Origin of the sequence: Streptomyces cylindrosporus, from assembly GCF_022698165.1 — a bacterium.
Lineage (GTDB): Bacteria > Actinomycetota > Actinomycetes > Streptomycetales > Streptomycetaceae > Streptomyces > Streptomyces cylindrosporus.
Genome location: NZ_JALDAY010000004.1, coordinates 499,597 through 526,244 on the forward strand (window position 1 = coordinate 499,597; position 26,648 = coordinate 526,244).

Genomic DNA, 26,648 nt, shown 5'->3' on the forward strand with positions numbered 1-26,648 from the left:
GGGGTAGGGCCAGGCATACCCCAGAGCTCCACCGAGCCGTATGGTCCGGGCCGCGAGCCCCTTCTAACGTGATCGTCATGGAGATCTGGCGGGCGTTGGGCGGGCGCGGGTACCTGCGGTCGGCGTGGCCGTGGCGGGCGGTCGCCTATCTGGGTGGCGGGGCGGTGTTCGGGGCCGTCGTCCTTGTGGTGATCGCGTGCGGTGCCGTGGCCGGGGGTGCGCTGGCCGTCGTGCTCGTCGGACTGCCGCTGCTCCTGCTGACCGCGCTGATCGGGTTGCCTGTGGCCGCCGTTGAGCGGTGGCGGTTGAGGTGGGTGGGAGTGGGGGCGGGAGCGGGGTCGGGCACGGCGCATCGGCCGGCGGAAGAGGTGCGCTGGGTGCCGGAGGGCGCGCGTCTCGCGCCGAGCGCTGCCCACCTGGCGTCGGGCACGGCGCACCGGCTGCCGCAGGGGGCGCACAAGGTTCCGGACGCGCCGGGGTTGCGCGTGTGGCTTGCGACGCGGTTGCGGGAGGCGGCGACCTGGCGCGAGCTGGCGTATGCCGTCCTGCTCGGGGTGGTGTTGTGGCCGCTCGACGCGCTCGCCGTCGTCCTGTGCGCCGGTGTTCCGCTGTCCATGGTGGGTGCGCCTGTGCTGGTCGGTGTGCAGGGGGAGGCCAAGGTGGTGAAGTTGTGGAGCGTGGAGAGTTGGGGCGGCGCGTGCGCCGTTGCCGCGCTCGGGCTCGCACTGCTTTGCGCGGGCGCGTATGCCCTGGGAGCCGCCGCCGGTGCGCGTGTGGAGCTCGCGCGCACACTCCTCACTCCGGCGCGCACCACCGACAACGCGCGCCTCTCCGAACTCGTGCGCTCCCGCGCACGCCTCGTCGACGCCTTCGAGGCCGAGCGCCGCCGCATCGAGCGCGACCTTCACGACGGCGCACAGCAACGGCTCGTCGCCCTCACCATGACCCTGGGGCTCGCCCGGCTCGATGCGCCGCCGGGACCGTTCGCCGACCAGCTCACCAAGGCGCACGACGAGGCCGGGCAGGCGCTCGCCGAGATCCGCGAGCTGATCCAGGGCATCCACCCCAAGGTGCTCGCCGACTACGGCCTGGAGGCGGCGGTCGCCGACGCGGCCGATCGCAGCCCGGTGCCCGTCGACGTCGACCTGGAGCTGCCGCGGCTGCCGCAAGCTGTGGAGTCCGCCGCGTACTTCGTCGTGCGCGAGGCGCTCGCGAACGTGGCCCGGCACAGTGGGGCGGGGCGGGCCGAGGTGAGCGGCGGGTATCGGGACGGGCGCCTCGTGCTGCGGATCGGGGACGACGGGCGCGGGGGTGCGGAGCCGGGCGCCGGGAGTGGGCTGACCGGGCTCGCGGACCGGGTGTCAGTGCTCGATGGCAGACTCGCAGTGTCCAGCCCGCCGGGTGGACCGACCCTGCTCAGAGTGGAGATTCCGTGCCGGCCGATCACGCCTTGCGCATAGTCCTCGCCGAGGACAGCGTGTTGCTGCGCGAAGGGCTGATCGGGCTGCTCGGGCGTTTCGGGCACGAGGTCGTCGCGGCCGTCGGGGACGCGGAGGCCCTGGTCGACGCCGTCGCCGAGCACAGGCCGGACGTGGTCGTGACCGACGTACGCATGCCGCCCGGTTTCCAGGACGAGGGGCTGCACGCGGCCGTGCGGTTGCGGGCGGAGCGGCCCGGGTTGCCGGTGCTGGTGCTCAGCCAGTACGTGCAGCGGTCGTACGCCGCGGAGTTGCTCGACTCCGGGGACGGGACCGGCGTCGGCTATCTGCTCAAGGACCGGGTGGGGCAGGTGGAGCAGTTCGTGGACGCGCTGCGGGACGTCGCGGGCGGTGGCACGGTGGTCGATCCCGAGGTCGTGCGGCAGTTGCTGCGCCGCCGCCGCGACCCGCTCGCGCGGCTGACCGCGAGGGAGCGGGAGGTGCTGGCGCTGGTCGCGGAGGGCAGGTCGAACGGCGCGATAGCCCGGGAACTGGTCGTCTCCGAGGCGGCCGTCAGCAAGCACATAGGCTCCATCCTCACCAAGCTGGACCTGCCTCCGGCGGACGACGTCCACCGCAGAGTGCTCGCCGTGCTGGCGTACCTCAGAGGCTGAGCGCCGACCCGGCTCAGGAAGGAAGCGCGCCGGCCGCCGCTGCCCTCACAGTGCCTTCGCGAAGCACCTGCTCGACTCGTACTCGCGGTAGTAGCCGAACTTCTCACACGGTGCGTAGCCGCTGGACGTGTACAGGGCGATGGCCTCCGGCTGCTTCGTGCCGGTCTCCAGGACCATGCGGACGCGGCCCGCCGCCCGCGCGTCCTCCTCCAGGGCGGCCAGGATGCGGCGCGCGAGTCCGCGACCCCGCATCGCGTCCACCACGTACATGCGCTTGAGCTCGGCGTCGCCGTCGGCGTAGCCCTCGTCGTTGGCGTCCTGGGCGCGCCAGCCGCCGGTGGCGACGGGGCTGTCGTACTCGTCGTACGCGATGAAGTACACGCCGTTCGGGGGCTCGAAGTGCGACGGGTCCAGGGGGGTCGCGTCTCCGCCGTCGCCGTAGCGGACGTGGTATTCGGCCTGGACCTGGTCGTTCAGCTTCACGGCGTCAGGGTGGTCGAAGGAGACGCGACGTATAATCATGCTGGTTACCGTACACCTATGCGGAAGTTGAAGGGTGGGCAGTCTGGCTCCGTCCAGTGTGCCGGTATCGTTCGCGCGTGCTCACTGTGACCACCGCAAATGTGAACGGACTGCGCGCCGCCGCGAAGAAGGGCTTCGTGGAGTGGCTCGCCGGGACCTCCGCCGACGTGCTCTGCCTGCAGGAGGTGCGCGCGGAGCCGCAGCAGCTGCCCGAACACGTCCGCACGCCCGACGGCTGGCACGTCGTCCACGCGCCGGCCGCCGCCAAGGGTCGCGCCGGTGTCTCTCTCTACACGCGCCGCGAGCCCGACCGCATCCAGGTCGGCTTCGGATCGACGGAGTTCGACGTCAGCGGGCGGTACGTCGAGGCCGACCTGCCCGGTGTCACCGTCGCCTCCCTCTACCTCCCGTCCGGTGAGGTCGGCACCGAGCGCCAGGACGAGAAGGTCCGCTTCATGGGCGAGTTCCTCGCCTACCTCAAGGAGCTGCGCGAGCGGTCCGCCGCCGACGGGCGCGAGGTCGTCGTCTGCGGCGACTGGAACATCGCCCACCGGCCCGCCGACCTCAAGAACTGGCGCGCCAACCAGAAGAACTCCGGCTTCCTGCCGGAGGAACGGGAGTGGCTGGGGCAGGTCTTCGACGCGGAGAACGGGGGTTACGTCGATGTCGTACGGGCCCTGCACCCCGAGGTCGAGGGGCCGTACTCCTGGTGGTCGTACCGCGGGCGCGCCTTCGACAACGACAGCGGCTGGCGCATCGACTACCACGTCTCCACACCGGGACTCGCCGCCAAGGCGATCAAGGGTCACGTGGAACGCGCGGCCACGCATGCCGAGCGCTGGTCGGACCATGCGCCGGTCACGGTCGTGTACGACCTCTAGACCCCGTCTGGGGCGTACGGCGGTGTACGGCCGTCAGCTGTCCTCGCTCCGTTTGCGCAGGCGGCGGTCCAGTGCCAGGGAGAGTTCTGCCTCGACCACGCTCCGGGCCAGGGGGCGCAGGCGCTGCAGGTCGTCCTCGGTGGCGTGGCGGAGGACGACCTCGGCGAACATCTCCGCCAGGTCGTCCACGTGTTCCCGGACCCGTTTGCCGGCCTCCAGGACCTCCGCCAGGGGGATGCCCTCGCGGACCAGGGCGGCGGAGACGTCCAGGAGGCGGCGGCTGATGTGGACGATCTCGTCGCCGTCGGTGCCGAGGTAGCCGAGGTCGAGGGCGGCGGCGAGGTTCTCCGGGGTGACCTGGCCCTCGAAGCGGGCGGCGAGTTCCTCGGGGGTGAGGCGGACCGGCTCCTCCTCGGTGGGGGCGACGCCGAGGACGTCGGCCACGTCGCGGCCGTGGTCGAGGGCCTCGGCCAGTTCGGCGATGCCGGTGAGGGTGTGGCCGCGTTCGAGGAGCGCCGCGATCGTGCGCAGGCGGGCCAGGTGGTGGTCGTCGTACCAGGCGATGCGGCCCTCTCGGCGGGGCGGCGGGATCAGCTTGCGTTCGCGGTAGAAGCGCACGGTGCGGACTGTGATGCCGGCCAGCCGGGCCAGTTCCTCCATGCGGTACTCACGCTTCTCCGTCACGGGCGCAGCCTATGTTGTACCGCCGGTAACTTTCCTTCCCCCGCCCCCTACCCATCGGTACGGAGCTGCTCTACAGTCCCATTGCGCCAGTGTTCACTGGCGGAGTCGCGCAGGAGAGGCATCGGCATGGCTGAGCGGGAGCAGCGGGAGCATGTGCGGGTGGCGGTGATCGGGTCCGGGTTCGGCGGGCTCGGGGCCGCCGTGCGGCTGCGGCGGGAGGGCGTCACCGACTTCGTCGTCCTTGAGCGGGCCGACAGCGTGGGCGGCACCTGGCGCGACAACAGTTATCCCGGGTGCGCGTGCGACGTGCCCTCCCACCTGTACTCCTTCTCCTTCGCGCCCAACCCCGACTGGCCCCGCACCTTCTCCGGGCAGGAGCACATCCGTGCCTACCTGGAGCATGTGACGGACGTCTTCCTGCTGCGGCCCCACATCCGCTTCAACGCCGAGGTCAAGATGATGACCTGGGACGGCGAGAAGCTGCGGTGGGAGATCGAGACCAGCAGCGGGCGGCTGTCCGCCGACATCGTGGTGTCCGCCACCGGGCCGCTGTCCGACCCCAAGATCCCCGAGATTCCGGGGCTGGAGTCCTTCCCTGGGCAGGTGTTCCACTCCGCGCGCTGGGACCACGACTACGACCTGCGCGGCAAGCGGGTCGCGATGGTCGGGACGGGTGCGTCGGCCATTCAGATCGTGCCGGCCATCCAGCCGGAGGTCGGACGGCTCACGGTCTTCCAGCGCACGCCCCCCTGGGTGATGCCCCGTGTCGACCGCGCCATCAGCGGTGCCGAGCGGGCGCTGCACCGGGCGCTGCCCTTCACCACGCAGGCGCGGCGCGGGTTGCTGTGGGGGATACGGGAACTGCAGGTCCAGGCCTTCACCAAGCGGCCCAACGAGCTGGGGCTGGTCGAGCAGCTGGCCAAGCGGAACATGGCGCGGGCCATCAAGGACCCGGCCCTGCGGGCCAAGCTCACGCCCGACTACCGCATCGGCTGCAAGCGGATCCTGCTGAGCAGCACGTACTATCCCGCGCTCGCCCAGCCGAACGTGGACGTCGTCGCGAGCGGGGTGAGCGAGATCCGCGGGTCGACGGTCGTCGCGGCGGACGGGAGCGAGGCCGAGGTCGACGCCATCGTCTTCGGTACGGGGTTCCATGTCACCGACATGCCGATCGCCGACCGGGTGGTGGGGGCCGAGGGGAAGACCCTTGCCGAGGCCTGGAAGGGCGGGATGGAGGCGCTGCGTGGTGCTTCCGCCGCCGGGTTCCCGAACTGGATGACGATCATCGGGCCCAACACCGGGCTCGGGAACTCCTCGATGATCCTGATGATCGAGTCGCAGCTCAACTACATGGCGGACTTCGTACGGCAGCTCGACGTCCTCGGGGGGCGTGCGGCGCTCGACGCGCGCCCCGGCGCGGTGGCCGCGTGGAACCGGCGTGTGCAGGAGCGCATGAAGCGGACCGTGTGGAACACCGGCGGCTGCACCAGCTGGTACCTCGACGCGAACGGCCGCAACACCACGATCTGGCCGGGCACGACGACGGAGTTCCGCAGCGCGACACGGCGGGTGGATCTCGCGGAGTACGAACTCATCCGGGGGCCGGGAGGGGGGAGTTCGGTGGCTGAGGGGAGCGGGCCGGCGGAGGAGGGCGCGCGGGACGCGGCGAGCGCCGCTGGCGGCGAGGAGGGCGTACGGGACGCTGCGAGCGCCCCCAGCGGCGAGGAGGGCGTGCAAGGCGCGGCGAGCGCCCCCGTCGGCAAGCAGGGCGCGCGGGGCGGGAAGAGCGCCTCCGTCGGCAAGGGGGGCGCGCGAGGCGAGAAGAGCGCCTCACGCGGCAAGCAGGGCGTGCGGGATGCGGCGAGCGCCCCCGCCGACAAGGAGGGCGCGCGAGGCGAGAAAGGCGCCCCTGTCGGCGAGGATGGCGCGCAGGATGTGACGCGCGCCCCCGCAGGTGACGAGGGCGTGCAGAGTGGCGTATGCGCCCCCGGTGTGGCGGACGCGCCCGTCGGCTCGCAGGCGGAGGTCGGCGCGTGAGTCGGCTGATGCATGTGGTCTCCGGGCCCTACGCCCCGCCCACCCCCGCTCGCGAACTCGTCGCCGTCTCCGCCGACGGCGCGCGGTTGCATGTCGAGGTGCACGGGCCCGTGGACGCGCCCCCTGTCGTCCTCGCGCACGGGTGGACCTGTTCGACCGCCTTCTGGGCGGCGCAGATACGGGATCTGGCCGTGGACCACCGGGTCATCGCCTACGACCAGAGGGGGCACGGGCGCAGTCCCGCGAGCCCCGCTTGCACCACCCGCGCGCTGGCGGACGATCTCGAAGCGGTGCTCGGCGAGACGCTCGCGCCCGGGGAGCGCGCGGTGATCGTGGGCCACTCCATGGGTGGGATGACGGTCATGGCCGCGTCCACGCGCCCCCGGTTCCGCGAGCACGCCGCCGCCGTCCTGCTGTGCAGCACCGGCAGTTCGCGGCTGGTCGCGGAGTCGCTCGTCCTGCCGTTTCGCGCCGGGGGCCTGCGCACCTGGCTGACGGCGCGCGTGCTGGGGTCGCGCGCCCCGCTCGGGCCGGTCACGCCGGTCGCGCGGCGGATTCTCAAGTACGCCACGATGGGCGCCGGTTCCGCCCCACACATGGTGGAGGCGTGCGCGCGGATCGTGCACGCCTGTCCGCGCGCCGTGCGCCACGCCTGGTCGGAGGTGCTGGCGGGGCTCGACCTCGACCACGGCGTACGGGAGTTGAAGGTGCCGACGGCGGTGATCGCGGGTACGGCGGACCGGCTCACGCCACCCGTGCACGCGCGGGCACTGGCCGCCGCGCTGCCGAACTGCGTGGGCAGCACCGAGTTGCCGGGGCTCGGCCATATGACTCCGATCGAGGCGCCGGAACTGGTCAGCGACCGGATCCGGGAACTCGTGACGACGTACGCGACCACCAGTACTGCCGACGCCGCCGAGACGGCCAGCACCGCCAACACTGCCGACACGGTCAACACGGCCCACACCGCCGGCATCGACCGGACCGCCGAGTCGGTCCAGTCCGCCGAGTCGGTCGAGTCCGTCCAGTCGGTCGAGTCCGTCGAGTCCGTCCAGTCCGTCGAGACGCTCAAGGAGGGCGCATGAGCAAGGTCAGCCTCGAAGGGCAGGTGGCCGTCGTCACGGGTGCCGCGCGCGGTGTCGGGGAGTTGCTCGCGCGGAAGTTGTCGGCGCGCGGCGCCAAGGTCGCGCTGGTCGGCCTGGAACCCGACGTGCTCAAGCAGGTGTCGGAGCGGCTGCACAGCGACAGCGACCACTGGTACGCCGACGTGACCGACCACGAGGCGATGGCCCGGGTGGCGCGGGAGGTCAAGGAGCGGTTCGGGAAGGTCGACATCGTCGTCGCCAACGCCGGGGTCGCGACCGGCGGGCCCTTCGTCGACTCGGATCCGGAGGCCTGGCGGCGGGTGATCGAGGTCAACCTCATCGGTTCGGCGGTGACGGCGCGGGCCTTCCTGCCGGTGCTGATGGAGAGCCGCGGGTATCTGCTGCAGATCGCCTCGCTGGCCGCGATCACGCCGGCGCCGATGATGACGGCGTACTGCGCCTCCAAGTCCGGTGTGGAGGCGTACGCGCACAGTCTGCGCGCCGAGGTCGGCTACAAGGGCGTGCGCGTCGGGGTCGGGTATCTGTCCTGGACCGACACCGACATGGTGCGCGGGGCCGATCAGGACGAGGTCATGCGGGAGTTGCGGCAGCGGCTGCCGTGGCCGTCCAACAAGACGTATCCGCTGGGTCCCGCGGTGGACCGGATCGTGGCCGGGATCGAGCGGCGGTCCAGCCATGTGTACGGGCAGTGGTGGCTGCGCGGGATGCAGGGTGTGCGCGGGTATCTGCCGGGGCTCATCGGGACGGTCGGGCAGCGGGAGATGAAGCGGTTCGGTGCACGGTTGGAGGGCATGCGGTCGGGGCTCGTCGGTGCAGGTGGGGCGGCCGATGAGGAGGCTCGCGCTACTCGCCGTAACTGATCGAAATGCGAGGTTTGTCCGGGCGTGTGAATCTGGTCGAGGTCCCGGCTCGGGACCGTTTCCCCTCACTCACGGGAGTGAACCCACATGGGTATGAAGGACCAGTTCCAGGACAAGTCGGAGCAGTGGCAGGAGCAGGCCAAGCAGAAGGCCCAGCAGGCGCGGGAGCAGGGCCAGCGCGGCCGGCAGAGCCAGGAGCCTGGCCGCCAGGGTCAGGAGCGCGGCCGACAGGGCCAGGAGCGCATGCGTGACGAGGAGTCGGAGCGGATGCAGCGCGAGGAGCAGGACCGCCTCGACCAGGACTACGACGTGTAGTTGCTGCGCCTGGCTTCGGCCGACGTGATGTGGGGCGCCCCGGTTCTCGGGGCGCCCCACGTGCGTGTCGCCGGCGCGGGTACGGCTTCACGCTGCGGCGGTCGGCTCGAACGCGGGGCGCAGGAAGGTGCGGTCGAAGCGGCGGATGCAGCCGGTCCGCTCGCTGAGTTGCCAGAGCTCGCGTGCCTGGGGGTCCTGGCGAATGGCCTCGCGGTAGGACTCGTAGGCCGTGAGGCTGGGGAACGAGAACAGCGCGTAGGCGATGTCGTTGGCGCCTTCGTGCGGCAGGAAGCAGCCGTGGTGGGTGCCGCCGAGCCGGTTGACGATCGGTATCCAGCCCGTCACGTACCTCTCGAACGCGGAGATCTGCCGGGGGTCGATTTCGTAGCGCAGATGGCAAGTGATCACGGAGTCATTCTGTGTCTTACGGAGTCATTCTGTGCCTCACGGCAATGTGCGCGGCGGCAGTTTCGGGCGGGAGCGGTCCGGGACGTCGCTCAAGTCCGGGGGTGTTGCCGGGGGGTTGGTCTCCAGCAGGTCCAGGGCCAGTTTGATCGCGTCGTCGAGTTGGGCGTGGCGGCCCTCCGCCCAGTCCAGCGGGGTGCGGAGGATCTCCAGGTCCGGGGTCACGCCTCGGTTCTCCACGCCCCAGCCGTACGCGTCGAACCATGCCGCGTTCATCGGTACGGTGATGATCGTGCCGTCGCCCAGCTGGTGGCGGCCCGTCATGCCGACCACTCCGCCCCAGGTGCGCTGGCCGATCACCGGGCCCAGTTTCAGCAGCTTGAACGCCGCCGTGATCATGTCGCCGTCCGACGACGTCGCCTCGTCGGCCAGGGCGACCACCGGGCCGCGCGGGGCGTTGGAGGCGTACGACACCGGCTGGGCGTTGCGCGTGAGGTCCCAGCCCAGGATCGTGCGGGTCAGTTTCTCGATGACCAGCTCGCTGATGTTGCCGCCCGCGTTGCCGCGCACGTCCACGATCAGCGCGGGCCGCGAGACCTCCATCCGCAGATCCCTGTTGAACTGCGCCCAGCCGGAGCCGCCCATGTCCGGGATGTGCAGGTAGCCGCAGCGGCCGCCGCTCAACTCCCGTACCACGGCCCGGCGTTTGGCCACCCAGTCCTGGTAGCGCAGCGGGCGTTCGTCGAGGAGCGGGACCACCGCGACCCGGCGCGAGCGGCCCGCCTCGCCCTCCGCCGGGGTGAAGGTGAGTTCCACGGTCGTGCCGCCCGCGCCCGCCAGCAGGGGATACGGGCCCGTCAGCGGGTCCACCGGGCGGCCGTCGACGTGCGTCAGCACCGCGCCTTCCCGGATGCCCGTGCCGGCCAGCGGTGAACGGGCCTTGGAGTCCGAGGAGTCGCCGGGCAGGATGCGCTTGACCACCCAACCCTCCTCCCTGCGCACGAAGTTGGCGCCGAGCAGGCCCTGCCAGCGCTGGTAGTGCGGCGGGCCCTCGTTGCGGCGGGCGGCCGTGACGTAGGCGTGCGAGGTGCCCAGCTCGCCCAGCACCTCGCGCAGCAGGTCCGCGAACTCGTCCGGTGACGCCACCCGTTCGACCAGCGGGCGGTACTGGTCGAGGACCCCCTGCCAGTCGATGCCGCACATCCCCGGGTCCCAGAAGTACGCCGGGATCAGGCGGCCCGCCTCCTCGTACGCCTGGCGCCACTCGGCGGCGGGGTCGACCTCGTGCAGGATGCGGCGCAGGTCGATCCACACCGTCGTATCGCCGTCTCCCGATTCGGACGACGGGACGGCTCGCAGGTCGCCCTCGTCGACCACCACCAGGCGGGTGCCGTCGCCGCTGACCGCGAACCAGTCGAGGTGGTCGACGAGTTCGGACTTCTTCGCCTTGCTGATGTTGAAGTACTCCAGGGTGGGGCGGCCGCTGGTGTCGTCCGGGTTGGCGAAGGTCTCGCCGAGGGCGCCCGAGATCGGCCAGCGCAGCCAGACGAGGCCGCCGCCCGCGACCGGGTACAGCGCCGAGTACTTGGAGGCCGGGACCGGGAAAGGCGTGACCCGGTTCGCCAGGCCCTCGACCTCGACGGTCACCGCGCCGTCGCCCTCGTCCTCGTCGACGGGGTCCAGGCCCCCGGCCGCCGGACGGCCCTCGGGGGTGAGCGCGAAGGGGGAGGGGGTGGCGGAGGAGAGGGGGACCAGGTACGGGCGGCAGCCGAGCGGGAAGGACAGGTCGCCGGTGTGGACGTCGTACACCGGGTCAAAGCCGCGCCAGGAGAGGAAGGCCAGATAGCGGCCGTCGCGCGTGAAGACCGGGTTCTCGTCCTCGAAGCGGCCGTTCGTCACGTCGACGATCAGGCGGTCCGCGCCGCCCTTGGGCGAGATACGGGCCATCTTGATCTGGCGGAGGGAGCGGCCGATGCCGGGATGCGACCACGTCAGCCACCCGCCGTCCGGCGAGAACGCCAGGTCCCGCACCGGCCCGTTGACCGAGTGGATCAGCTCGGTCACCTCTCCGTTGGAGTCCTCCGTCGCGTCGATCAGCAGCAGCCGCCCGTCGTGCGCCGCGATGGCCAGGCGCTCGCCCCGCGGATCGGAGACCAGCTCGAGGACCCGGCCCAGCTCGCCGGAGGCCAGCCGGCGGGGCTCGCGGTCGCCGGTCGCGCGGGGCAGGTAGGCGATCTCGACCGCGTCCTCGCCCTCCGCGTCCGTCACGTACGCGACCTGGCCGACCGAGCCCAGCATCTCCGGGAGCCGGACCCGTACCCCCGGGGTGTCGGTGATCGTGCGGGCCGGGCCGTCGCGGTGGGTGAGCCAGTACAGGCTGCCGCGTACGACGACGGCGCTCGCGCGGCCCGTCTCGTCCACCGAGATGCCGTCCACGTGCTGGGCGGCCGGCACCTGGTAGGGGCGGCGGCCGGCGCGCGGGCCGCTGAGGCGGACGTCGAGCCTGCGGGGCTCCGAAGCGAGGTCCGTGAGGTCGTCGACGATCCACAGGTCGCCCGCGCACTGGTACACCACCCGGGTGCCGTCGCTGGAGGCGTGCCGGGCGTAGAAGGCGTCGTGGTCGGTGTGGCGGCGCAGGTCGGAGCCGTCGTACGCGCAGGAGTAGAGGTTGCCGATGCCCTCGTGGTCGGAGAGGAAGGCGATCCGGCCGCCGACGAACATGGGGGAGTGCAGGTGCCCGTCGAGGTCGGCCAGCAGCCGCTCGCCGTGCAGCCAGAGTCGGCCCGTCGCGCCGCCCCGGTAGCGTTTCCAGGCGGCGGGTTCGTGGGGTGGCGTGCCGGTCAGGAGCAGGGTCTTGCGCTCGCCGTCGATCTCCGCGACCTGGATGTCCGAGACCGGGCCCCAGGGGAGTTTGCGGCCGGGGGCGCCGTCGGGGGAGACCTTGTAGGCCCAGGTGAAGTACGAGAAGGGCTCGCCGTGGGAGGCGACCGCGAGGATCGTGCCCTGGGGCGTCCAGCCGCAGACCTGGGTGTCCGGCGAGCCCCAGTAGCTGAGCTGTCTGCCCGGCCCGCCCTCCACCGGCACCACGTGGATCTCCGGGCCCAGGCTGCGCCAGCTCGTGTACGCGATCGTCGTGCCGTCGGGCGAGAAGCGCGGGTGGCCGGTCTTCGTGCGGTCCACGGTGAGGCGCCAGGCGCGGCCCGGGCCGTCGAGGGGGGCCAGCCAGAGGTCGTCCTCGGCCACGAAGCACAACAGGTCACCGCTGAGGTGGGGCAGGCGCAGATAGGTCACCTCCCCATGCTTTTCCGGCAGATGGGGGCGGGCAACTTATGTGTCCTTTTACGTGTCCTTCATGTTCGTGAGCCAAGACACGTACGAAACGGTTTCGTTTCTCAAAGGGGTGCGCTACATTCATCACGTACGGAGACGAAACCGTGTCGTACGGAGTGGGAAAGGGTGAGTGTCATGACTGAGGTCGCAACGGCGCGTCGCAGTCGGATCACGCCCGAGCGCGAGGCCGAGTTGTACGGCGCCGTGCTCGACCTGCTCCGGGAAGTCGGCTACGACGCCCTCACCATGGACGCCGTGGCGGCCCGCACCAAGTCCAGCAAGGCCACGCTCTACCGCCAGTGGGGCGGCAAGGCCGAGCTCGTCGCGAAGGCGGTCCGGAGCAACAAGCCGGGCGGCATGGGGCTCGCCGACATCGACACCGGATCGCTGAGGGGCGATCTGCACGCCCTCACGATGCGTTCGGACGACTGCGAGATGGAGCAGAACTCCGCGCTGATGCGGGGTCTGGCCATGGCCGTGCACAGCAACCCGGAGCTCCTGAAGGCGTTCAAGGAGCATCTGATCGAGCCGGAGATGGCGGAGTTCCGCCGGGTGCTCCAGCGGGCGATCGACCGGGGCGAGGTCCGCGCGGACAACCCGGCGATCGGCTACATGATGCACATGATGCTCGGCGGGTTCGCCGCCCGCACGCTGATCGACGAGCTGCCGCCGACGCAGGCCTTCCTCACTTCGTACATCGACGCCGTGGTGCTCCCCGCACTCGGCGCCGAGTAGGTCTCCCCACTCCCCGCAGTACCTCTGCGCGGTAGCCCCGCGCAGTACCTTTCCACCTGACGTCACCGCTCAAGTCGTCGGGACGATCACCCCTGCCTCCCCGCCGGGCTGATCACCCCTGCCCATCAACACCCCACGACCTGACCGGGAGTACGCCTTCGTGGCCACGTTCCTCTACAGACTCGGCCGGTTCGCCTTCAGGCGACGCCACTTCGTCGCCCTCTTCTGGGTGGCTCTGCTGACCCTCGCGGGGGTCGCGGCGGCCGGTGCGCCCGCCGCCGGCTCCACGTCCTTCTCGATACCCGGCACGGAGGCCCAGAAGGCCTTCGACCTGCTCGACCAGCGCTTCCCCGGCTCCAGCTCCGACGGCGCCACCGCGCGCGTCGTCTTCAAGGCCCCGGCCGGCGAGAAGATGACCGACGCCGACAACAAGGCGACCGTCGAGAAGACGGTGAAGGAGCTGTCCGACGGCTCCGAGGTCACCTCCGTCGCCGACCCCTTCAAGTCGAACGCCGTCAGCAAGGACGGCACGGTCGCCTACGCGTCGGTGCGGTACGAGGTCTCCGGCATGGAGCTCAAGGACGCCTCCCGGGACGCCCTGGAGGCGGCCGGGCACGACGCGCAGAAGGCCGGGCTGACCGTCGAGATCGGCGGTGACGCGCTCCAGTCGGGCGCCGAACCGGGCGCGGCCGGCGAGGTCGTCGGCCTCGTGATCGCCGCGATCGTCCTCGTCGTCACGCTGGGCTCGCTGGTCGCGGCGGGGCTTCCGCTGCTGACCGCGATCATCGGAGTCGGCATCGGCGTGTCCACGATCACCGCCCTCGCCAAGACGCTCGACCTGGGTGATACGACGTCCACGCTCGCGCTGATGATCGGCCTCGCGGTCGGCATCGACTACGCGCTGTTCATCGTGTCCCGCTACCGCGCCGAGCTGGCCGAGGGGCGCAGCCGTGAGGAGGCGGTGGGCCGCGCGACCGGTACGGCCGGTTCGGCGGTGGTCTTCGCGGGCCTCACGGTCGTGATCGCGCTGGCGGGCCTGTCCGTCGTCGGCGTCCCGATGCTGACCAAGATGGGCCTCGCGGCGGCCGGGACCGTCCTGGTGGCCGTCCTCATCGCGCTGACCATGATCCCGGCGATGCTCGGGTATGCGGGGCGGCGGGTCAGGGCGGCGGGCGAGAAGAGGCGCGGGAAGGGTGCGGCTTCTGGAGGGGGTGGGGCTTCTGGAGGGGGTGCGGCTTCGGGAGTGGGCGCGGCTTCTGGTGCGGGTTCCGCTTCCCGAGCGGGCTCTGCTTCTGGAGTGGGTGCCGCTTCTGGAGTGGGCGCAGCTTCCGGGCCGGGCTCCGCTTCCGGCGCGGGCTCCGCTTCCCGCGCGGGCTCCGCTTCCGGCGCGGCCCCCGCCAAGCCCGGTCTCGCCGCGCGCTGGGCCAGCTTCGTCACTCGGCGGCCCGCGGCCGTACTGCTCCTCGGCGTCGTCGGCCTCGGCGCGATCGCCGTACCGGCCACTCAGCTGGAGCTGGGCCTGCCCGACGACGGCTCGCAGCCGACGTCCACCACCCAGCGCCGCGCCTACGACCTGCTCTCCGACGGCTTCGGTCCCGGCTTCAACGGCCCCCTGATGATCGTGGTCGACGCGAAGAACAGCGACGACCCGAAGGCCGCCGCCGCCAAGGTCGGCGACGACATCAAGGGCCTCAAGGACGTCGCCACGGTCACCCCGGCGATGTTCAACAAGGCCGGCGACACCGCGACGATCACCGTGATCCCGTCCTCCAAGCCGTCCTCCGTGCAGACCGAGGACCTGGTGCACGCGATCCGGGACAAGGGCGTCGAGGTCAAGGCCGACACGGACGCGAAGGTCCTGGTCACCGGCACCACCGCGATGAACATCGACTTCTCGCAGAAGCTGAACGACGCGCTCATCCCGTACCTGGGCCTGGTGGTCGGTCTCGCCTTCCTCCTCCTGATCGCGGTCTTCCGCTCCATCCTGGTCCCGCTGAAGGCTGCCCTCGGCTTCCTGCTCAGCGTGCTCGCCGCGCTCGGCGCCGTCGTCGCGGTCTTCCAGTGGGGCTGGCTCGGCGGCCTGCTGGGCGTGGAGCAGACCGGCCCGATCATGTCGATGATGCCGATCTTCATGGTCGGCGTGGTCTTCGGCCTCGCGATGGACTACGAGGTGTTCCTCGTGACGCGCATGCGTGAGGCGTACGTCCACGGCGAGACCCCCGGCCAGGCGATCGTGACCGGGTTCCGGCACAGCGCCCGGGTCGTGGCCGCCGCCGCGGTCATCATGATGGCCGTCTTCGGAGGCTTCATCACCTCCAGCGAGTCCATGATCAAGATGATCGGCTTCGGCCTCGCGATCGCCGTCTTCTTCGACGCGTTCATCGTGCGGATGGCGATCGTCCCGGCGGTGCTGGCGCTGCTCGGCCGGAAGGCCTGGTGGCTGCCGAAGTGGCTGGACCGGGCGCTGCCCAACGTGGACGTCGAGGGCGAGGGCCTGAAGGACCTGAAGGACGGCTCGAAGCACTCGGGCTCAGGCTCGGACCCGGACTCCGACTCCGATTCCGACGAGGACCGGGAGCTGGTACGGGCCTGACGCCCCCTGCCCGTCCAACTCCCCGGCGGCCTTCCGAACCGCGGCATGGTGTAGTGCGCTACACCATGGGTTCGGGAGGCCGCTCCCTCGTTGCGGCGGGCGCCGGACGGGATCGTAGAAGACAGATCGAAGAGATCCGAATTCACCGATTCCCCCTGGTCAGGAAGGCTTCTCATGTCCCGCGCCCGCGCCGCCCGCTCGCCCTTCGCCGCCGTCAAGAAGTTCGTCGCCGACCTGCTGCTGTGGAGCTTCTTCGCCGCCGGTCTCGGTATGAGCGCCGGCGGTGCCGGTGCCCTCTTCGACGGCACGGCCAAGACCGTGGCCACCGTCGCCGGAGGCGTCGTCTCGCTGATCGCGGGCTCCCGTATCGCGAAGAAGCCGAAGATCAAGGCGTTCCTGGGCCGCCCGGGCACGCTCTGGTTCCTGTTCCTCTTCAACGGCGGCACCGCCGCGGCCATGTACTTCACGATGGACGGCGCGAAGGGCATCATCGGCGCGGCCTGCATGGGCCTGGTCTCCCTCGGTGCCCTGGGCGGCCTGGTCTCCGGACGCCGTGCCCGCCGCGAGGCGGCCCAGGCGGCGGCCGCGGCCCCGCAGGCGCCGGTCTCGCAGGGACCGTGGGCCTGAACCAGGGCCTTGGGCCTGGACCAGAGCCATGGGCCATGGGCCATGGGCCATGGGCCATTGTCAGTGCCTCGGTCTAGCTTGAAACCATGACCACGCTTCCGGAACGACCCAAGACCGCCCTGCTGGTGATCGACGTCCAGCGGGGCGTCGTGGCGTCCGCGCACGAACGGGACGCCGTCATCACCAACATCGCCACCCTCGTCGACAAGGCCCGCGCGCAGGACGTCCCGGTCGTCTGGGTCCAGCACTCCGACGACGGCCTGGTGAAGGGCAGCGACGACTGGCAGTACGTGCCCGAACTGCCCCGGCGCGCCTCGGAACCGGTCGTCCACAAGAACTACGGCGACGCTTTCGAGGCGACCGACCTGGAGACGGTCCTGGGGGCGGCCGGGGTCGGCCACCTCGTGGTGACGGGTGCGGAGACGGACGCGTGCATACGGTCCACGATCCATGGCGCGTTCACTCGGGGGTACGACGTCACGCTCGTCGGGGACGCGCATACGACGAACGACAACTCCGCGTGGGGAGCGCCGCCGCCGGACCAGGTGATCGCCCACACGAACCTGTACTGGCGGTACCACTCGGCGCCGGGGCGGAGGGCGGCGGTGACGGAGGCGGGGGCGGTGACGTTCGGGGAGTAACGCGGGGGCTCTCCGCAAGCGCGGTCTGCGGTCTTCGGTCTTCCGTCTTCAGACGCCCTCACGCTCGGCCCGCTGCCGCACCAGCTCCTCGACCGCGCTCGGCAGGGTCGTCTCGAAGTCGATCAGCTTCGCCCAGGTCGGGGTCACCACGATCCGCACCATCCCGTCGTAGAGCGAACGGATCTCGGCCTCCCACGCGACCCGCTGCTCGGCCGTCATCTCGTACGAGCCGTTCATCCGGAGGTACTCCTCCGGGATCCCGTCGACGACGTCCAATTCGGCCCGGCCGCGGATCAGCAGGATCTTGGGCGGGTGCACCTCGGTGTCGATGGTCAGGGCGACCATCGGGTTGGCGCGCAGGGCGGGGAGCTTCGGGGCGTTCTTCGTGGTGCACATGACGATCTCGGAACCGTTCCAGGTGAAGGCGATCGGGACGTTCCGGGGCGTGCCGTCCTTGGCGACGTAGGCCAGCCGGGTCACATCACGAGCCAACAGCTCCTGGCTGATGGGCCGTTCGAGAATCTCGCTGATCTCGGTGGCTTGCATGGCGGTCCCTCCATGGCGGATGTCGTCAGTCTGCCCCAGGGACGGAGCCGGCGGAGAGTTCTCGACATCCATCGGCCGGAGTCGTTTCAGTCGCCTTGGCCCGAGTGCTTGAGGAGTTCGGAGAGTGTTTGGGCATGCCGGTCGAGGGCTCGGCGCATCTGGTAGCCGGTGTGAGCGGTGACGTTATCCATCTCAACGCAGCGATTCCTGTTCGGCGACTCCTGGGCCCAGCGCAGCCGTGTGTGGACGTACTCCTCACCCGCATACGCCAAGATCAAGGCCGTCTCAATGGTCACGTCACTGCGGCGATATCGGACGCTCAGAATCAGAGGACAGATGTCCTGTCTCTGATCGACTTCCGGGCCGGTGAACCCCAGCCCCTCCAAGACGCGGTCAAAGCGGCTTGTGGCCTCAGCTGTGAAGGTCTTCACCCGTATGTCCACGCATAGAGTATGAACCTGCGATCTGTCGACGAGTACTGCAGGCAGCGGCGATAAGCCAAGTGGGCCGTCGAGCCGTCGACGAGATTGCCTTCGACGCGCTTCACGAGGCCGGGTGGCTCTTTTCGACGGCGATGAGGCGGCCATATGCCTCGCCGGAAGCCACATGGACGGCCTTTGCCGCCGCTATCGGCTCGAGGTGGCATTCCAACGAGACGACGGCCAGGGAACGCAGGAAGGGGGGATCCTGAGGTGAAGGATCCCCATCTCATTTGCCTGCTTGATGAAGTCCAGTTGTGTGGCTCTGCGTGCCTCGCGCTCCCGACAGTGTCCGTGCCCACGACCAACTTGCACGGTGGCACCGGTTCCATGGGTAGCCACCGACCGTTCGTGCCTGGAGGCAGCTGAGAACCTGTCCTCATGATGGACAAGGCAGGCGGGGTCGTAGGGCAGACGGTTCGGCCGGGCAAGTATGCGCAGGTTGAGCGCGAGAGGCGGTTCTTGCTGGCCGAGCCGCCGGCGTCGGCGGCGGTGACCGTCAGTCGCGTGATCATCGATAGGTATCTGGTGGGAACACGCCTGAGACTGCGGCGGGCCGAATTCCCGGACGGACGACGCGAGTTCAAGCTCACCCAGAAGGTGCCGGTCTCCCGGCCCGGTGCCGTTCAGGGTCTGATCACCAACACGTATCTGTCGCCGGCCGAGTATGACGTGCTCGCCTCGTTGCCGGCCGCGCTGCTGTCCAAGTCCCGTTTCAGTGTTCCTCCCTTGGGCGTCGACGTCTTCGACGGGCGTCTTCAGGGTCTGGTGCTGGCCGAGGCCGAGTTCAGCACCGACGAGGAGGCGCAGGCCTTCCTTCCTCCCGCCGAGTGCGTGGTGGAGGTGACCGATGACGCCCGTTTCACCGGAGGGCGCCTCGTCCGGGCCTCCCGTCAGGAACTGCTCGCCTGGTTGGCCGAGTACGGCCTGCGTCCTGCTGCTTCCTGACCCCGCGCTTCACACCTTCACCTCCGCCCACACCGTCTTCCGCGGATACGGCCCCGTCCCCGCGCCCCACCTGTGCGCGAGCGCGTCCACCAGCAGCAGGCCCCGGCCCGACTCGGCGTCGACGTCGCCGTGGGGGAGCTTGGGCAAGAGGTCGCCTCTCGTGTCCGTGACCTCGATACGGAGGGTGTCGCCGATGACGTAGAGGGTGAGGCGGAAGTCCCGGCCCGGTACGCGGCCGTGCGTCGCCGCGTTCGCCGCCAGTTCCGCGACGATGTGCTCCGCCGGGTCCAACGGGAGGTCCCAGGTGCGTAGTTGGTCGGCAGCGAGGAGGCGGGCGAGGCGGGCGCCGAGGGGGGTGGGGGAGAGCAGGACGGTGAAGTTGCGGACGGCGGTTTCTTGATTCATGTCACTCAGCGTGGCCGGTTCTGCCTACCGTGGATGCTCACGGGGCGTGGGCGTTCGGTGACTGTCCGGCGTTTGTCTCGGCTTGTCTCGGCTGTCCGGTGTGGACGAGGCCGGTTGGGATGTGGAACCGGGCGACGAGATCGAGCCGATCGTGCAGGCCGTCGGACACCTGCTGAAGGTGTGCCGCGAGGGGGCGGGCATGGGGACGGCCGACTTCGCCGAACTCATGGGCTACGGCGAGGACATGATCCGCAAGATGGAGCGGGGCCAGAGGATTCCCAGGCCGGAGTTCCTGGACAGGGCCGACACGGTGCTGAAGGCGCAGGGGCATCTGCGGGCCTTCATGGAGGAGATGCGGAAGGCCCGGTACCCGAAGAAGGTGCGGGAGTTGGCCGACATGGAGGCGCGCGCGGTTGAGCTGCTGATGTACGGCAACCACAACATCCACGGCCTGTTGCAGACGCCGGAGTACGCCAAGGCGCTGTTCGAGATGGTGCTGCCCACGTACTCGGAGGACGAGGTGGAGCGGGGGATCACCGCTCGCATGGCACGCAAGGCGATCTTCGACCGGGAGCCGGCGCCGATGCTCATGTTCATCCAGGAGCAGGTGACGCTGGAACGCCCCTACGGTGGCAAAGCCGTGCAGCGCCGACAGCTCCAACACCTGCTGGAAGTGGCGCAGTTGCGGAACGTCTCGCTTCAGGTCATGCCGACCGACCGCGAGGAGCACGGCGGGGTGCTCGGGCTGATCCAGTTGCTGAAGTTCGAGGACGGCACGGCGATCGGCCGCTCCGACGGTGCGTTCAACGGCCGCCCGGTCTCAAACCCCAGGGATCTTCGTATCCTTGAAATGCGGTATGGCATGATCCGGGCGCAGGCTCTCACGCCGAGGGAGTCACTGGCCTTCATTGAGCAACTGCTGGGGAGACTATGAGCGCCACCGAACTCCACTGGTTCAAGAGCAGCTACAGCGACAGCGGCGACATCAACGACTGCGTCGAGGTCGCCATAGCCCCCACCACCATCCACATCCGCGACTCAAAGACCCCCAACACCCCCCACCTCACCGTCACCCCCACCACCTGGACCGCCTTCCTCACCCACGCCTCCACACGCTGACGCTGCGCAGCTTCTCGCAGGTCTCCTCGTGCTCCCGCTCTGGGCGTGACTGGCGTACCACCCCCGCCCCCGCCTGGAGCCAGCACTCGCCGTCCCGCTCGTACACCGTGCGCAGCACCAGCGCCGCGTCCAGTGCGCCGGAGGCGTCGCAGGTCAGAACCGCCCCTGAGTACAGGCCCCTTGGGCGGCCTTCCAGCGCCCGGATCAGAGGGTAGGCCGGTGCCTTCGGGATGCCTGTCGCCGTCACCGACGGGAACATCGCCGCGAAGGCGTGCCAGGGGCCGAGGCCGGGGCGCAGGCGGCCCGTGACGCGGGACGCCAGGTGCTGGACCGTGCCGCGTTGTTCGACCGTCATGTACTCGCTGACGTACGTGTCGTCGCAGACCGTGGACATCTCGTCCAGTGCCAGCCGCACCGACACCGCGTGTTCGTGGATCTCCTTCGGGTCGCTCAGCAGGTCCGCGCGCAGGCGGGCGTCCTCCGCCGCCGAACCCGTACGCGCCCGCGTGCCCGCCAGGGGGTGGGTGCGTACGTGGCCGTCGGCCGAGACCTCCACCACCGTCTCCGGGCTGAAGCCCGCCGCCCTGATCCCGCCCAGGTCCAGGAGGAAGGAGCGGGCCGGGGTGTTGGCGCGGCGGCCGAGGGCGTACGTCGTGATGAGGTCGACCGGGGTGGGGACGGGCACCCGGCGGGACAGGATGACCTTCTCCAGCGGGCCGGGGCCGTTCAGCTCCAGCAGGGCGGCCGACACGGCGGCGCGGTAGTTGCCGGTGTCGGCGAGGGGGAGGTCGATCGGGGGCGGCACCGAGGCGTCCGTCTCCGCCGCCGGGGTGTCGATCAGGGCGACGATGCGGGCCAGGCGGGCCGGGTCCACGCAGCGGACCAGCACGTCGTCGCCGTATGCACGGATCTCGTCGGCCGGGACGATCAGGTGGAGGAGGTCGCCGTCGGTCTCGGGGGCGAGGCCCGCCAGTGCCGGGCCCAGTTCGAAGGCGGCCCAGCCGTACGCCCGCCAGCCGGCGACCGGCATCGTCGCGAACCGTTCCTCGATCTCGCCGAGGCCGAGGCCGAGGCTATGGTCGCGGGCGTCGGGGCCGAGGCGGACCGAGGCGAGCGCGCCGCCCGCGAGGGACCAGGCGCCGTCGTGCTCGTAGACGACGTACGGGTCGAAGAGGCCGCTGCGGACCAGCCGCACGATGAGGGTGAGCGGGTCCTCGGTGCGGGGGAGGCGGGTCTCGCGGTAGCGCAGGTGTGTGGTCGTCATCGTGCCGCCGCCTCTCCCGCTGCCCGGCGCCGGCCCGTCACGCTGATGAGTGGGAGTGAGTTGACCGTGAACGCCGGGTTCGCCAACAGGGCGTGGTAGCGGGCCAGTTCGGAGTCCGTGAGGCCCTCGGCGCGGAGCCCGTCCGCCACCTGGCGGGCGTTCGCCTGGTGCAGGCCCACTCCCGTGCCGCCGCCCGTCCAGGACTCGGCGTACGTCGTCGCGGTCAGGTCAGTCAGGCCCGCGCGGACCATCGCGCCGTAGACGTTCCGGCCCCACGCGCCGTCCGCGCCCCGCTTCTCCAACTGGGCCATCAGGGCCGCCTGGACCCGCTCGTAGAGGGCGGCGGACGCGGCGTCGGGGGCCGTCAGCACCGGCTGCCAGGTGCAGTCGAACTCCTCCAGGACCAGCAGCCCGCCGGGGCGCAGCGCGGCGACCAGGCGGTCCAGGACGTCGAGGCGTTCGGGGAGGTGGAGGAGGACCAGGCGGGCGTGGACGAGGTCGTAGCCGTCGGCCGGGAGCGGCAGCGGTTCGGTGACGATGTCGTGGCGCAGGACGCGGACGTGCGGCGGGCGGTCGCGGGTGGCCCAGCGGGGGTCCAGGTCGGTGATGGTGACCTCGCCGCCGGGGCCCACCCGCTCGCCGAGCCAGTCGCCCAGGGAGCCGCCGCCCCCGCCGACTTCGAGGCATCTCCAGCCCGGTGCCAGTCCGGTGCGGGCCAACTGGCGGCGGGAGAAGGGGTCGTAGCAGGCTTCGAGGGCCTGGAAGCGGTTCTCGGTCTGGATGCCGGTGTTGTCGAAGAGGTAGCGCGTCATGGTGGTCATTGTCACGGCGCGTCACAGCGCAGTGACAGGTGGTGAGAGGTGCATGGGTAACTCGGTCGCCTGGCCCGTACACGTACCGCTAGCGTGCCGTTCATGACGCCTTCGGAATCAGCAGCCCATCCCCTCTTCGCGTCCGCACTGGAGGAGCTGGGCCTCGGCGGCCTGCACTCCCGCGTGCGCCGTTTCCCGGACGCCACGCGCACCGCGGCCGAGGCCGCCGCCGCGATCGGGTGCGAGCTGAGCGAGATCTGCAAGTCGCTGATCTTCGCCGCCGACGGGGTGCCGGTGCTGGTGCTGATGGACGGGGCGTCCCGGGTGGACGTGGAGCTGGTGCGCGAGGCGCTCGGCGCGGAGAAGGTGACGCGGGCCAAGGCGGACGTCGTACGCGAGACGACCGGGTACGCCATCGGGGGCGTGCCGCCCTTCGGGCACCGTACGAAGACGCGGGTGCTGGCCGACCGGTCGCTGCTGGAGCACGAGGTGGTGTGGGCCGCGGCGGGCAACCCGCACGCCGTGTTCCCGATGGAGCCCAAGGAACTCGTCGCGCACGCCGGAGCCACTCTCGTGGACGTGCGCGAGCGCACTTCGTGACCCCGGCGGTCGCCGCGGCCGTGCTGCTCGCCGCGGTCACCCATGCCTGCTGGAACGCGATCGCCCACCGGATCACCGACAAGCTGGTCGGGTTCACGCTGATCGCGGGCGGCGGGATGCTGATCGGGGTCGCCGTGATGCCGTTCGCCGCGGTACCGGCGGCCGCGGCATGGCCGTACCTCCTGGTCTCCGCGCTCATCCACGTCGCCTATTTCGCGCTGCTGATGCGGTCGTTCCGGCTCGGCGACTTCGGGCAGGCGTACCCGATCGCGCGCGGCACCGCGCCGCTCGTCGTCACGCTCCTCGCCGCCGTCTTCGCGCACGAGGTGCCCGACGGCTGGGCCGCCGCCGGCATCGCCCTGTCCTGCGCGGGCCTGACCGGCGTCGCCCTGTGGGGCCTGCGCGGCAGCCGCCCCAACTGGCCGGCGATCGTCGCGGCCCTCGCGACCGGCCTAACCATCGCCGGGTACACGGTCGTCGACGGCCTCGGGGTGCGGGCATCCGGCTCCTCCCTCGGGTACATCGCCTGGCTGATGGCGATGGAGGGCGTCGCGGTCCCGGCGTACGCCCTGTGGCACTGGCGCGGCGAAACCCTGGCCCTGCTACGGCCGTTCGCCTCGGTGGGCCTGCTCGGCGCCGCGCTCTCCTTCACGGCGTACGCGCTGGTCCTGTGGGCCCAGACGAGGGCGGAACTCGCGCCGATCGCGGCCCTGCGCGAGTCGTCGATCATCGTGGGCGCGGCCATCGGCGCCGTCTTCTTCAAGGAGCGCTTCGGCGCGCCGAGGATCGCGGCGGCGATGCTGCTGGTGTGCGGGATCGGGCTGATGCTGCGGGCCGGTTAGGCGGTGCGGGGCATGGTGGCGAGCCGATCGCTCAGCCACGCCGGTCGGGGAGCAGCCTTGCCACCACGGCCAGTACCAGAGCCGCCGCGATGAGGTAGAGGCCGAGGTGGTCTTCCGGTACGGCCGGTGACCACACCCGCCAGGCCGACGGGGTGTAGGCATCGGCTGCCAGGAAGTCCCCGTAGGAGGTGGAGTGGAGCGTGGGAGTGCCGGCCTGGCTGCGCGCCCACAGCAGGACGCCTATAGCGGCGCAGGTCGCGGACATCGCGTAGAGCACTGCCGCGCGGCGTGGGACCGGTCTGCTCACGGGTTCTCCCTCGGCTTGGTCGTCGTGACGATTTGATTCTCCCCGCCCGCGTCCGTGGCTTGAAGTTGGCTGTCCCTTGGCCGACTTGCCGTTGCCTTGACGAACCGTTCGGCGCGCGTTCAGTCAAACGCCTGTGTGCGGGTTGTGCGCCGTCCATAAGGTCCCCTGGGGTTGCGGAAGAAGGGACTCATGGGACTCATGGACACACTCCACGCAGTCCGGGCCCGAGGGATCACCAAGTGCTTCGGCGAGGTCGTCGCACTCGACGGCGTCGACCTGGACGTGGCGCGGGGTCAGATCCACGGCCTGGTGGGACCGAACGGCGCGGGTAAGACGACTTTGCTCGGGCTGCTGCTGGGCCTCGCGGTTCCGGACGGCGGGCGCCTGGAGATCCTCGGCACACCCGTCGAGCGGGCCCTCGCCGTCCCCGACGGCGTCGCCGGATTCGTGGACGCGCCCGGTCTCTACCCCTCGCTCACCGCCCGCCAGAACCTCGCCGCGCTCGCCGAACTCCGCGGCCTCGACGCCGGGTCCGCGGGCGTCGACGACGCGCTCGCCCAGGTCGGGCTCACCGACGTCGCCGACGACAAGACCCGCGGCTTCTCCCTGGGCATGCGGCAACGGCTCGGCCTCGCCGCCGCCCTGCTCACCGAGCCGCGGCTGCTCGTGCTCGACGAGCCCTCCAACGGCCTCGACCCGGCGGGCAAGAGACACGTCCACCGGGTCCTGACCCGGCTCGCGGCGGGCGGCACCGCCGTCGTCCTCTCCAGCCACCGCATGGACGACCTGGAGGCGCTGTGCGCCGAGGTCACCATTCTGGCCACCGGCCGGGTCGTCTTCTCCGGCCCGCCGAACAAACTCGCCGCCGAGAACCGCGAACTCGACTACCGCCTGCGTACGTCGGACACGGCCGCGGCGCGCCGCCTGGCCGACACGACGACCGGGATACGGCTGGTCGACGACACCGGCGCGGCGGGTCAGGACGACCAGCTGATCGTCGTACGAGGACTGGTACCGGCCCTCGACGAGCTGGTCGCGAACCTCGTGCGCGGGGGCGTCGCGGTGCGTGAACTGGCGCCGGTGGTCTCGCCGTTGGAGGCGGCCTTCCTGGCGCTGACCGAACAGCAGGAGGCGGACAAGTGACCGCGACCGTCGTCGAAGACAGCGTTGCCATCGGCCCCCGTGTCTCCGTCTCCCGCGGCTACCGCTTCGAGCTCGTCAAGCTCGTCTCCCAGTGGCGGGTCCGGCTGCTCGTGCTGGCCTGCTGGATCGCCCCGGCCCTCTTCGTCGCGGGTGTCGGTCAGCAGAGCACCCTCCCCTCCGACACCCTCTTCGGCCGCTGGATGCACGCCACCGGCTGGGCCGGGCCCCTCGTGATGCTCGGCTTCGCCGGCACCTGGGCGCTGCCGCTGCTGACCTCCGTCGTCGCCGGTGACGTGTTCGCCTGCGAGGACCGGCTCGGCACCTGGCGGCATCTGCTGGTCGCCGTCCGCTCGCCCCGGCGTATCTTCGTCGCGAAGTCCCTCGCGGGACTCACCGTCATCCTGCTGCTGGTCGCCGGACTCGTCGTCTCCAGCACGGTCGGCGGGCTCCTGGCCGTCGGCAACCAGCCGTTGGTCGGCCTGGACGGGCATCTCCTCGCCCCCGGCGACACCGCCGTACGCGTCCTGCTCGCCTGGTTCGCCGCGCTCGCCCCCACCCTCGCGCTCGCCGCGATCGGCCTGCTCGGCTCGGTCGCGCTGGGCCGCTCCCCGATGGGCCTGCTGCTGCCCGCGCTGGTCGCGCTGGCGATGCAGGTCGCGCAGATGCTGCCGCTGCCCGTCGCCGTACGCCTCGCGCTGCCCGGGTACGCCTTCATCTCCTGGAACGGCCTGTTCACCAGCCCCACGCAGCTCGGCCCGCTGCTGATCGGCGTCGCGGTGAGCCTGGTGTGGGCGGTGCTCGCGACCGCGCTGGCGTATCTGCTGTTCCTGCGGCGGGACTTCACCAACCCGGCGTACGACGGTGCCGGCCGCCGCGCCCTCACCGTGGGCCTGCTGCCGCTGGCCGCCCTGACCGCCGTAACGGTCGCGGCCGTCGCCGTGGCGACGCCCTCCCTCGGTTCCGGGATCAAGCAGGACAAGGTCCAGCGGTCCCTCGCCACCGCCTTCGCCCACCTCTACCGGCTGCAGACCGAGCAACTGCACCGGCCCGCCGTCACCGAGGCGCAGCTGCGCGCCTCGGCCGCGTGCACCAAGAGCGACGGGCAGGACGCGCAGGAGGGCGCGGGCAACGACTGGCGGTGCGTCGTGACCTGGCACCTGCCGGGCGTCGCCGTCGCCGGGACGGCCGTCTACCAGCTCGACATCGGATCCGACGGGCGGTTCGTCGCCGACGGCGACGGGCCGAAGGAAGTCAACGGCTACTTCCTGGTGCGCACTTCGACAGGGGACGCACCGAACCCGCTGTGGCAGTTCGACGGCAACGTCGAGCTGCTCGACACCACCTCGAAGGGATAG

General features: G+C 71.0%; 27 protein-coding genes and 1 pseudogene. 18 read left to right on the top strand and 10 right to left on the bottom strand.

Annotated features, from left to right (window positions below):
• Window positions 1–77 precede the first annotated feature (77 nt).
• Window positions 78–1,460, top strand: coding sequence for a sensor histidine kinase (locus MQP27_RS15210; RefSeq protein WP_242765613.1), 1,383 nt, complete (start codon window positions 78–80; stop codon window positions 1,458–1,460).
• Complete coding sequence (locus MQP27_RS15215) at window positions 1,433–2,092, top strand: response regulator transcription factor (protein WP_242765614.1); 660 nt, start codon at window positions 1,433–1,435, stop codon at window positions 2,090–2,092. Before MQP27_RS15210 ends, MQP27_RS15215 begins: the two co-directional genes overlap by 28 nt.
• Before the next feature lie 45 nt (window positions 2,093–2,137).
• Here the strand turns inward: MQP27_RS15215 and MQP27_RS15220 are convergent, their stop codons facing one another.
• On the bottom strand, window positions 2,138–2,614 hold the full coding sequence (locus MQP27_RS15220; RefSeq protein WP_242765615.1) for a GNAT family N-acetyltransferase: 477 nt from the start codon (window positions 2,612–2,614) through the stop codon (window positions 2,138–2,140).
• A 77-nt stretch (window positions 2,615–2,691) separates the two neighbouring features.
• On the opposite strand from MQP27_RS15220, the gene MQP27_RS15225 reads away from it, so the two are divergent.
• A complete protein-coding gene (locus tag MQP27_RS15225; RefSeq protein ID WP_242765616.1) occupies window positions 2,692–3,495 on the top strand; it encodes an exodeoxyribonuclease III in 804 nt (267 codons plus the stop codon).
• A gap of 33 nt (window positions 3,496–3,528) precedes the next feature.
• Here the strand turns inward: MQP27_RS15225 and MQP27_RS15230 are convergent, their stop codons facing one another.
• The gene (locus tag MQP27_RS15230) at window positions 3,529–4,179 is read right to left on the bottom strand and encodes a MerR family transcriptional regulator (RefSeq protein ID WP_242765617.1); all 651 of its coding nucleotides are present in this window, start codon (window positions 4,177–4,179) and stop codon (window positions 3,529–3,531) included.
• Between the two features lie 126 nt (window positions 4,180–4,305).
• Here MQP27_RS15230 and MQP27_RS15235 point away from each other — a divergent pair.
• The 4 genes and pseudogenes from MQP27_RS15235 to MQP27_RS15250 form a co-directional block, all read left to right on the top strand.
• Window positions 4,306–5,818, top strand: a pseudogene (locus tag MQP27_RS15235) (flavin-containing monooxygenase); the annotation flags it as partial.
• 394 nt (window positions 5,819–6,212) lie between these two features.
• Complete coding sequence (locus MQP27_RS15240) at window positions 6,213–7,301, top strand: alpha/beta fold hydrolase (RefSeq protein WP_242765618.1); 1,089 nt, start codon at window positions 6,213–6,215, stop codon at window positions 7,299–7,301.
• Window positions 7,298–8,182: an SDR family oxidoreductase gene (locus tag MQP27_RS15245; RefSeq protein WP_242765619.1), complete on the top strand. Its 885-nt coding sequence runs from the start codon at window positions 7,298–7,300 to the stop codon at window positions 8,180–8,182. The genes MQP27_RS15240 and MQP27_RS15245 overlap by 4 nt, the downstream gene beginning before the upstream one ends.
• Window positions 8,183–8,269: 87 nt before the next feature.
• On the top strand, window positions 8,270–8,497 hold the full coding sequence (locus tag MQP27_RS15250; protein ID WP_242765620.1) for a hypothetical protein: 228 nt from the start codon (window positions 8,270–8,272) through the stop codon (window positions 8,495–8,497).
• An 87-nt stretch (window positions 8,498–8,584) separates the two neighbouring features.
• Here the strand turns inward: MQP27_RS15250 and MQP27_RS15255 are convergent, their stop codons facing one another.
• Window positions 8,585–8,905 (bottom strand): NIPSNAP family protein, encoded by a 321-nt coding sequence (locus MQP27_RS15255; RefSeq protein ID WP_242765621.1) that lies wholly within the window; start codon window positions 8,903–8,905, stop codon window positions 8,585–8,587.
• A 36-nt stretch (window positions 8,906–8,941) separates the two neighbouring features.
• Complete coding sequence (locus MQP27_RS15260) at window positions 8,942–12,193, bottom strand: S41 family peptidase (protein WP_242765622.1); 3,252 nt, start codon at window positions 12,191–12,193, stop codon at window positions 8,942–8,944.
• A 174-nt stretch (window positions 12,194–12,367) separates the two neighbouring features.
• Between MQP27_RS15260 and MQP27_RS15265 the strand changes: the two genes are divergently transcribed.
• The 4 genes from MQP27_RS15265 (at window position 12,368) to MQP27_RS15280 (ending at window position 16,828) form a co-directional block, all read left to right on the top strand.
• Window positions 12,368–12,967: a TetR/AcrR family transcriptional regulator gene (locus MQP27_RS15265; RefSeq protein ID WP_242765623.1), complete on the top strand. Its 600-nt coding sequence runs from the start codon at window positions 12,368–12,370 to the stop codon at window positions 12,965–12,967.
• A gap of 160 nt (window positions 12,968–13,127) precedes the next feature.
• Window positions 13,128–15,560 carry an MMPL family transporter gene (locus tag MQP27_RS15270; protein WP_242765625.1) on the top strand — a complete coding sequence of 811 codons (2,433 nt, stop codon included), beginning with the start codon at window positions 13,128–13,130 and terminating at the stop codon, window positions 15,558–15,560.
• A 174-nt stretch (window positions 15,561–15,734) separates the two neighbouring features.
• On the top strand, window positions 15,735–16,187 hold the full coding sequence (locus tag MQP27_RS15275; RefSeq protein ID WP_242765627.1) for a hypothetical protein: 453 nt from the start codon (window positions 15,735–15,737) through the stop codon (window positions 16,185–16,187).
• Window positions 16,188–16,273: 86 nt separating this feature from the next.
• The gene (locus MQP27_RS15280) at window positions 16,274–16,828 is read left to right on the top strand and encodes a cysteine hydrolase family protein (RefSeq protein WP_242765628.1); all 555 of its coding nucleotides are present in this window, start codon (window positions 16,274–16,276) and stop codon (window positions 16,826–16,828) included.
• Between the two features lie 48 nt (window positions 16,829–16,876).
• Here MQP27_RS15280 and MQP27_RS15285 read toward each other — a convergent pair whose 3' ends face one another.
• A complete protein-coding gene (locus MQP27_RS15285) occupies window positions 16,877–17,374 on the bottom strand; it encodes a pyridoxamine 5'-phosphate oxidase family protein (protein ID WP_242765630.1) in 498 nt (165 codons plus the stop codon).
• 86 nt (window positions 17,375–17,460) lie between these two features.
• Window positions 17,461–17,817 (bottom strand): hypothetical protein, encoded by a 357-nt coding sequence (locus MQP27_RS15290; RefSeq protein WP_242765632.1) that lies wholly within the window; start codon window positions 17,815–17,817, stop codon window positions 17,461–17,463.
• A 417-nt stretch (window positions 17,818–18,234) separates the two neighbouring features.
• On the opposite strand from MQP27_RS15290, the gene MQP27_RS15295 reads away from it, so the two are divergent.
• Window positions 18,235–18,801 carry a CYTH domain-containing protein gene (locus MQP27_RS15295; RefSeq protein ID WP_242765633.1) on the top strand — a complete coding sequence of 189 codons (567 nt, stop codon included), beginning with the start codon at window positions 18,235–18,237 and terminating at the stop codon, window positions 18,799–18,801.
• A 9-nt stretch (window positions 18,802–18,810) separates the two neighbouring features.
• On the opposite strand, the gene MQP27_RS15300 is transcribed toward MQP27_RS15295, so the two are convergent.
• Window positions 18,811–19,206, bottom strand: coding sequence for an ATP-binding protein (locus MQP27_RS15300; RefSeq protein ID WP_242765634.1), 396 nt, complete (start codon window positions 19,204–19,206; stop codon window positions 18,811–18,813).
• 100 nt (window positions 19,207–19,306) lie between these two features.
• Here MQP27_RS15300 and MQP27_RS15305 point away from each other — a divergent pair, with 100 nt between their 5' ends.
• Entirely contained in the window at window positions 19,307–20,140 is an 834-nt protein-coding gene (locus MQP27_RS15305; RefSeq protein WP_372511192.1) for a helix-turn-helix domain-containing protein, read from the top strand.
• On the top strand, window positions 20,137–20,325 hold the full coding sequence (locus tag MQP27_RS15310) for a DUF397 domain-containing protein (RefSeq protein WP_242765636.1): 189 nt from the start codon (window positions 20,137–20,139) through the stop codon (window positions 20,323–20,325). The genes MQP27_RS15305 and MQP27_RS15310 overlap by 4 nt, the downstream gene beginning before the upstream one ends.
• On the opposite strand, the gene MQP27_RS15315 is transcribed toward MQP27_RS15310, so the two are convergent.
• Together MQP27_RS15315 and MQP27_RS15320 are read right to left on the bottom strand one after the other, a co-directional pair.
• A complete protein-coding gene (locus MQP27_RS15315) occupies window positions 20,303–21,589 on the bottom strand; it encodes a salicylate synthase (RefSeq protein WP_242765637.1) in 1,287 nt (428 codons plus the stop codon). The genes MQP27_RS15310 and MQP27_RS15315 overlap by 23 nt on opposite strands.
• Complete coding sequence (locus MQP27_RS15320; RefSeq protein ID WP_242765639.1) at window positions 21,586–22,401, bottom strand: class I SAM-dependent methyltransferase; 816 nt, start codon at window positions 22,399–22,401, stop codon at window positions 21,586–21,588. Before MQP27_RS15320 ends, MQP27_RS15315 begins: the two co-directional genes overlap by 4 nt.
• Window positions 22,402–22,503: 102 nt before the next feature.
• Here MQP27_RS15320 and MQP27_RS15325 point away from each other — a divergent pair, with 102 nt between their 5' ends.
• The gene (locus MQP27_RS15325; protein ID WP_242765641.1) at window positions 22,504–23,001 is read left to right on the top strand and encodes a YbaK/EbsC family protein; all 498 of its coding nucleotides are present in this window, start codon (window positions 22,504–22,506) and stop codon (window positions 22,999–23,001) included.
• Complete coding sequence (locus tag MQP27_RS15330) at window positions 22,998–23,843, top strand: EamA family transporter (protein WP_242765642.1); 846 nt, start codon at window positions 22,998–23,000, stop codon at window positions 23,841–23,843. Before MQP27_RS15325 ends, MQP27_RS15330 begins: the two co-directional genes overlap by 4 nt.
• Window positions 23,844–23,874: 31 nt before the next feature.
• Here MQP27_RS15330 and MQP27_RS15335 read toward each other — a convergent pair whose 3' ends face one another.
• Window positions 23,875–24,150, bottom strand: coding sequence for a hypothetical protein (locus MQP27_RS15335; protein WP_242765643.1), 276 nt, complete (start codon window positions 24,148–24,150; stop codon window positions 23,875–23,877).
• Window positions 24,151–24,348: 198 nt separating this feature from the next.
• Between MQP27_RS15335 and MQP27_RS15340 the strand changes: the two genes are divergently transcribed.
• Both MQP27_RS15340 and MQP27_RS15345 read left to right on the top strand, forming a co-directional pair.
• Window positions 24,349–25,293 (top strand): ABC transporter ATP-binding protein, encoded by a 945-nt coding sequence (locus MQP27_RS15340; RefSeq protein ID WP_242765893.1) that lies wholly within the window; start codon window positions 24,349–24,351, stop codon window positions 25,291–25,293.
• Window positions 25,290–26,648, top strand: coding sequence for an ABC-2 transporter permease family protein (locus tag MQP27_RS15345; RefSeq protein WP_242765644.1), 1,359 nt, complete (start codon window positions 25,290–25,292; stop codon window positions 26,646–26,648). Before MQP27_RS15340 ends, MQP27_RS15345 begins: the two co-directional genes overlap by 4 nt.

Excerpts from the sequence above, each read along its gene's own strand:
- MQP27_RS15245 (WP_242765619.1), top strand. The coding sequence starts at position 7,298 with ATGAGCAAGGTCAGCCTCGAAGGGCAGGTGGCCGTCGTCACGGGTGCC.
- MQP27_RS15320 (WP_242765639.1), bottom strand. The coding sequence starts at position 22,401 with ATGACGCGCTACCTCTTCGACAACACCGGCATCCAGACCGAGAACCGC.
- MQP27_RS15220 (WP_242765615.1), bottom strand. The coding sequence starts at position 2,614 with ATGATTATACGTCGCGTCTCCTTCGACCACCCTGACGCCGTGAAGCTG.
- MQP27_RS15275 (WP_242765627.1), top strand. The coding sequence starts at position 15,735 with ATGTCCCGCGCCCGCGCCGCCCGCTCGCCCTTCGCCGCCGTCAAGAAG.
- MQP27_RS15340 (WP_242765893.1), top strand. The coding sequence starts at position 24,349 with ATGGACACACTCCACGCAGTCCGGGCCCGAGGGATCACCAAGTGCTTC.
- MQP27_RS15310 (WP_242765636.1), top strand. The coding sequence starts at position 20,137 with ATGAGCGCCACCGAACTCCACTGGTTCAAGAGCAGCTACAGCGACAGC.
- MQP27_RS15315 (WP_242765637.1), bottom strand. The coding sequence starts at position 21,589 with ATGACGACCACACACCTGCGCTACCGCGAGACCCGCCTCCCCCGCACC.
- MQP27_RS15265 (WP_242765623.1), top strand. The coding sequence starts at position 12,368 with ATGACTGAGGTCGCAACGGCGCGTCGCAGTCGGATCACGCCCGAGCGC.
- MQP27_RS15250 (WP_242765620.1), top strand. The coding sequence starts at position 8,270 with ATGGGTATGAAGGACCAGTTCCAGGACAAGTCGGAGCAGTGGCAGGAG.
- MQP27_RS15210 (WP_242765613.1), top strand. The coding sequence starts at position 78 with ATGGAGATCTGGCGGGCGTTGGGCGGGCGCGGGTACCTGCGGTCGGCG.
- MQP27_RS15300 (WP_242765634.1), bottom strand. The coding sequence starts at position 19,206 with ATGAATCAAGAAACCGCCGTCCGCAACTTCACCGTCCTGCTCTCCCCC.
- MQP27_RS15295 (WP_242765633.1), top strand. The coding sequence starts at position 18,235 with ATGATGGACAAGGCAGGCGGGGTCGTAGGGCAGACGGTTCGGCCGGGC.
- MQP27_RS15280 (WP_242765628.1), top strand. The coding sequence starts at position 16,274 with ATGACCACGCTTCCGGAACGACCCAAGACCGCCCTGCTGGTGATCGAC.
- MQP27_RS15285 (WP_242765630.1), bottom strand. The coding sequence starts at position 17,374 with ATGCAAGCCACCGAGATCAGCGAGATTCTCGAACGGCCCATCAGCCAG.
- MQP27_RS15325 (WP_242765641.1), top strand. The coding sequence starts at position 22,504 with ATGACGCCTTCGGAATCAGCAGCCCATCCCCTCTTCGCGTCCGCACTG.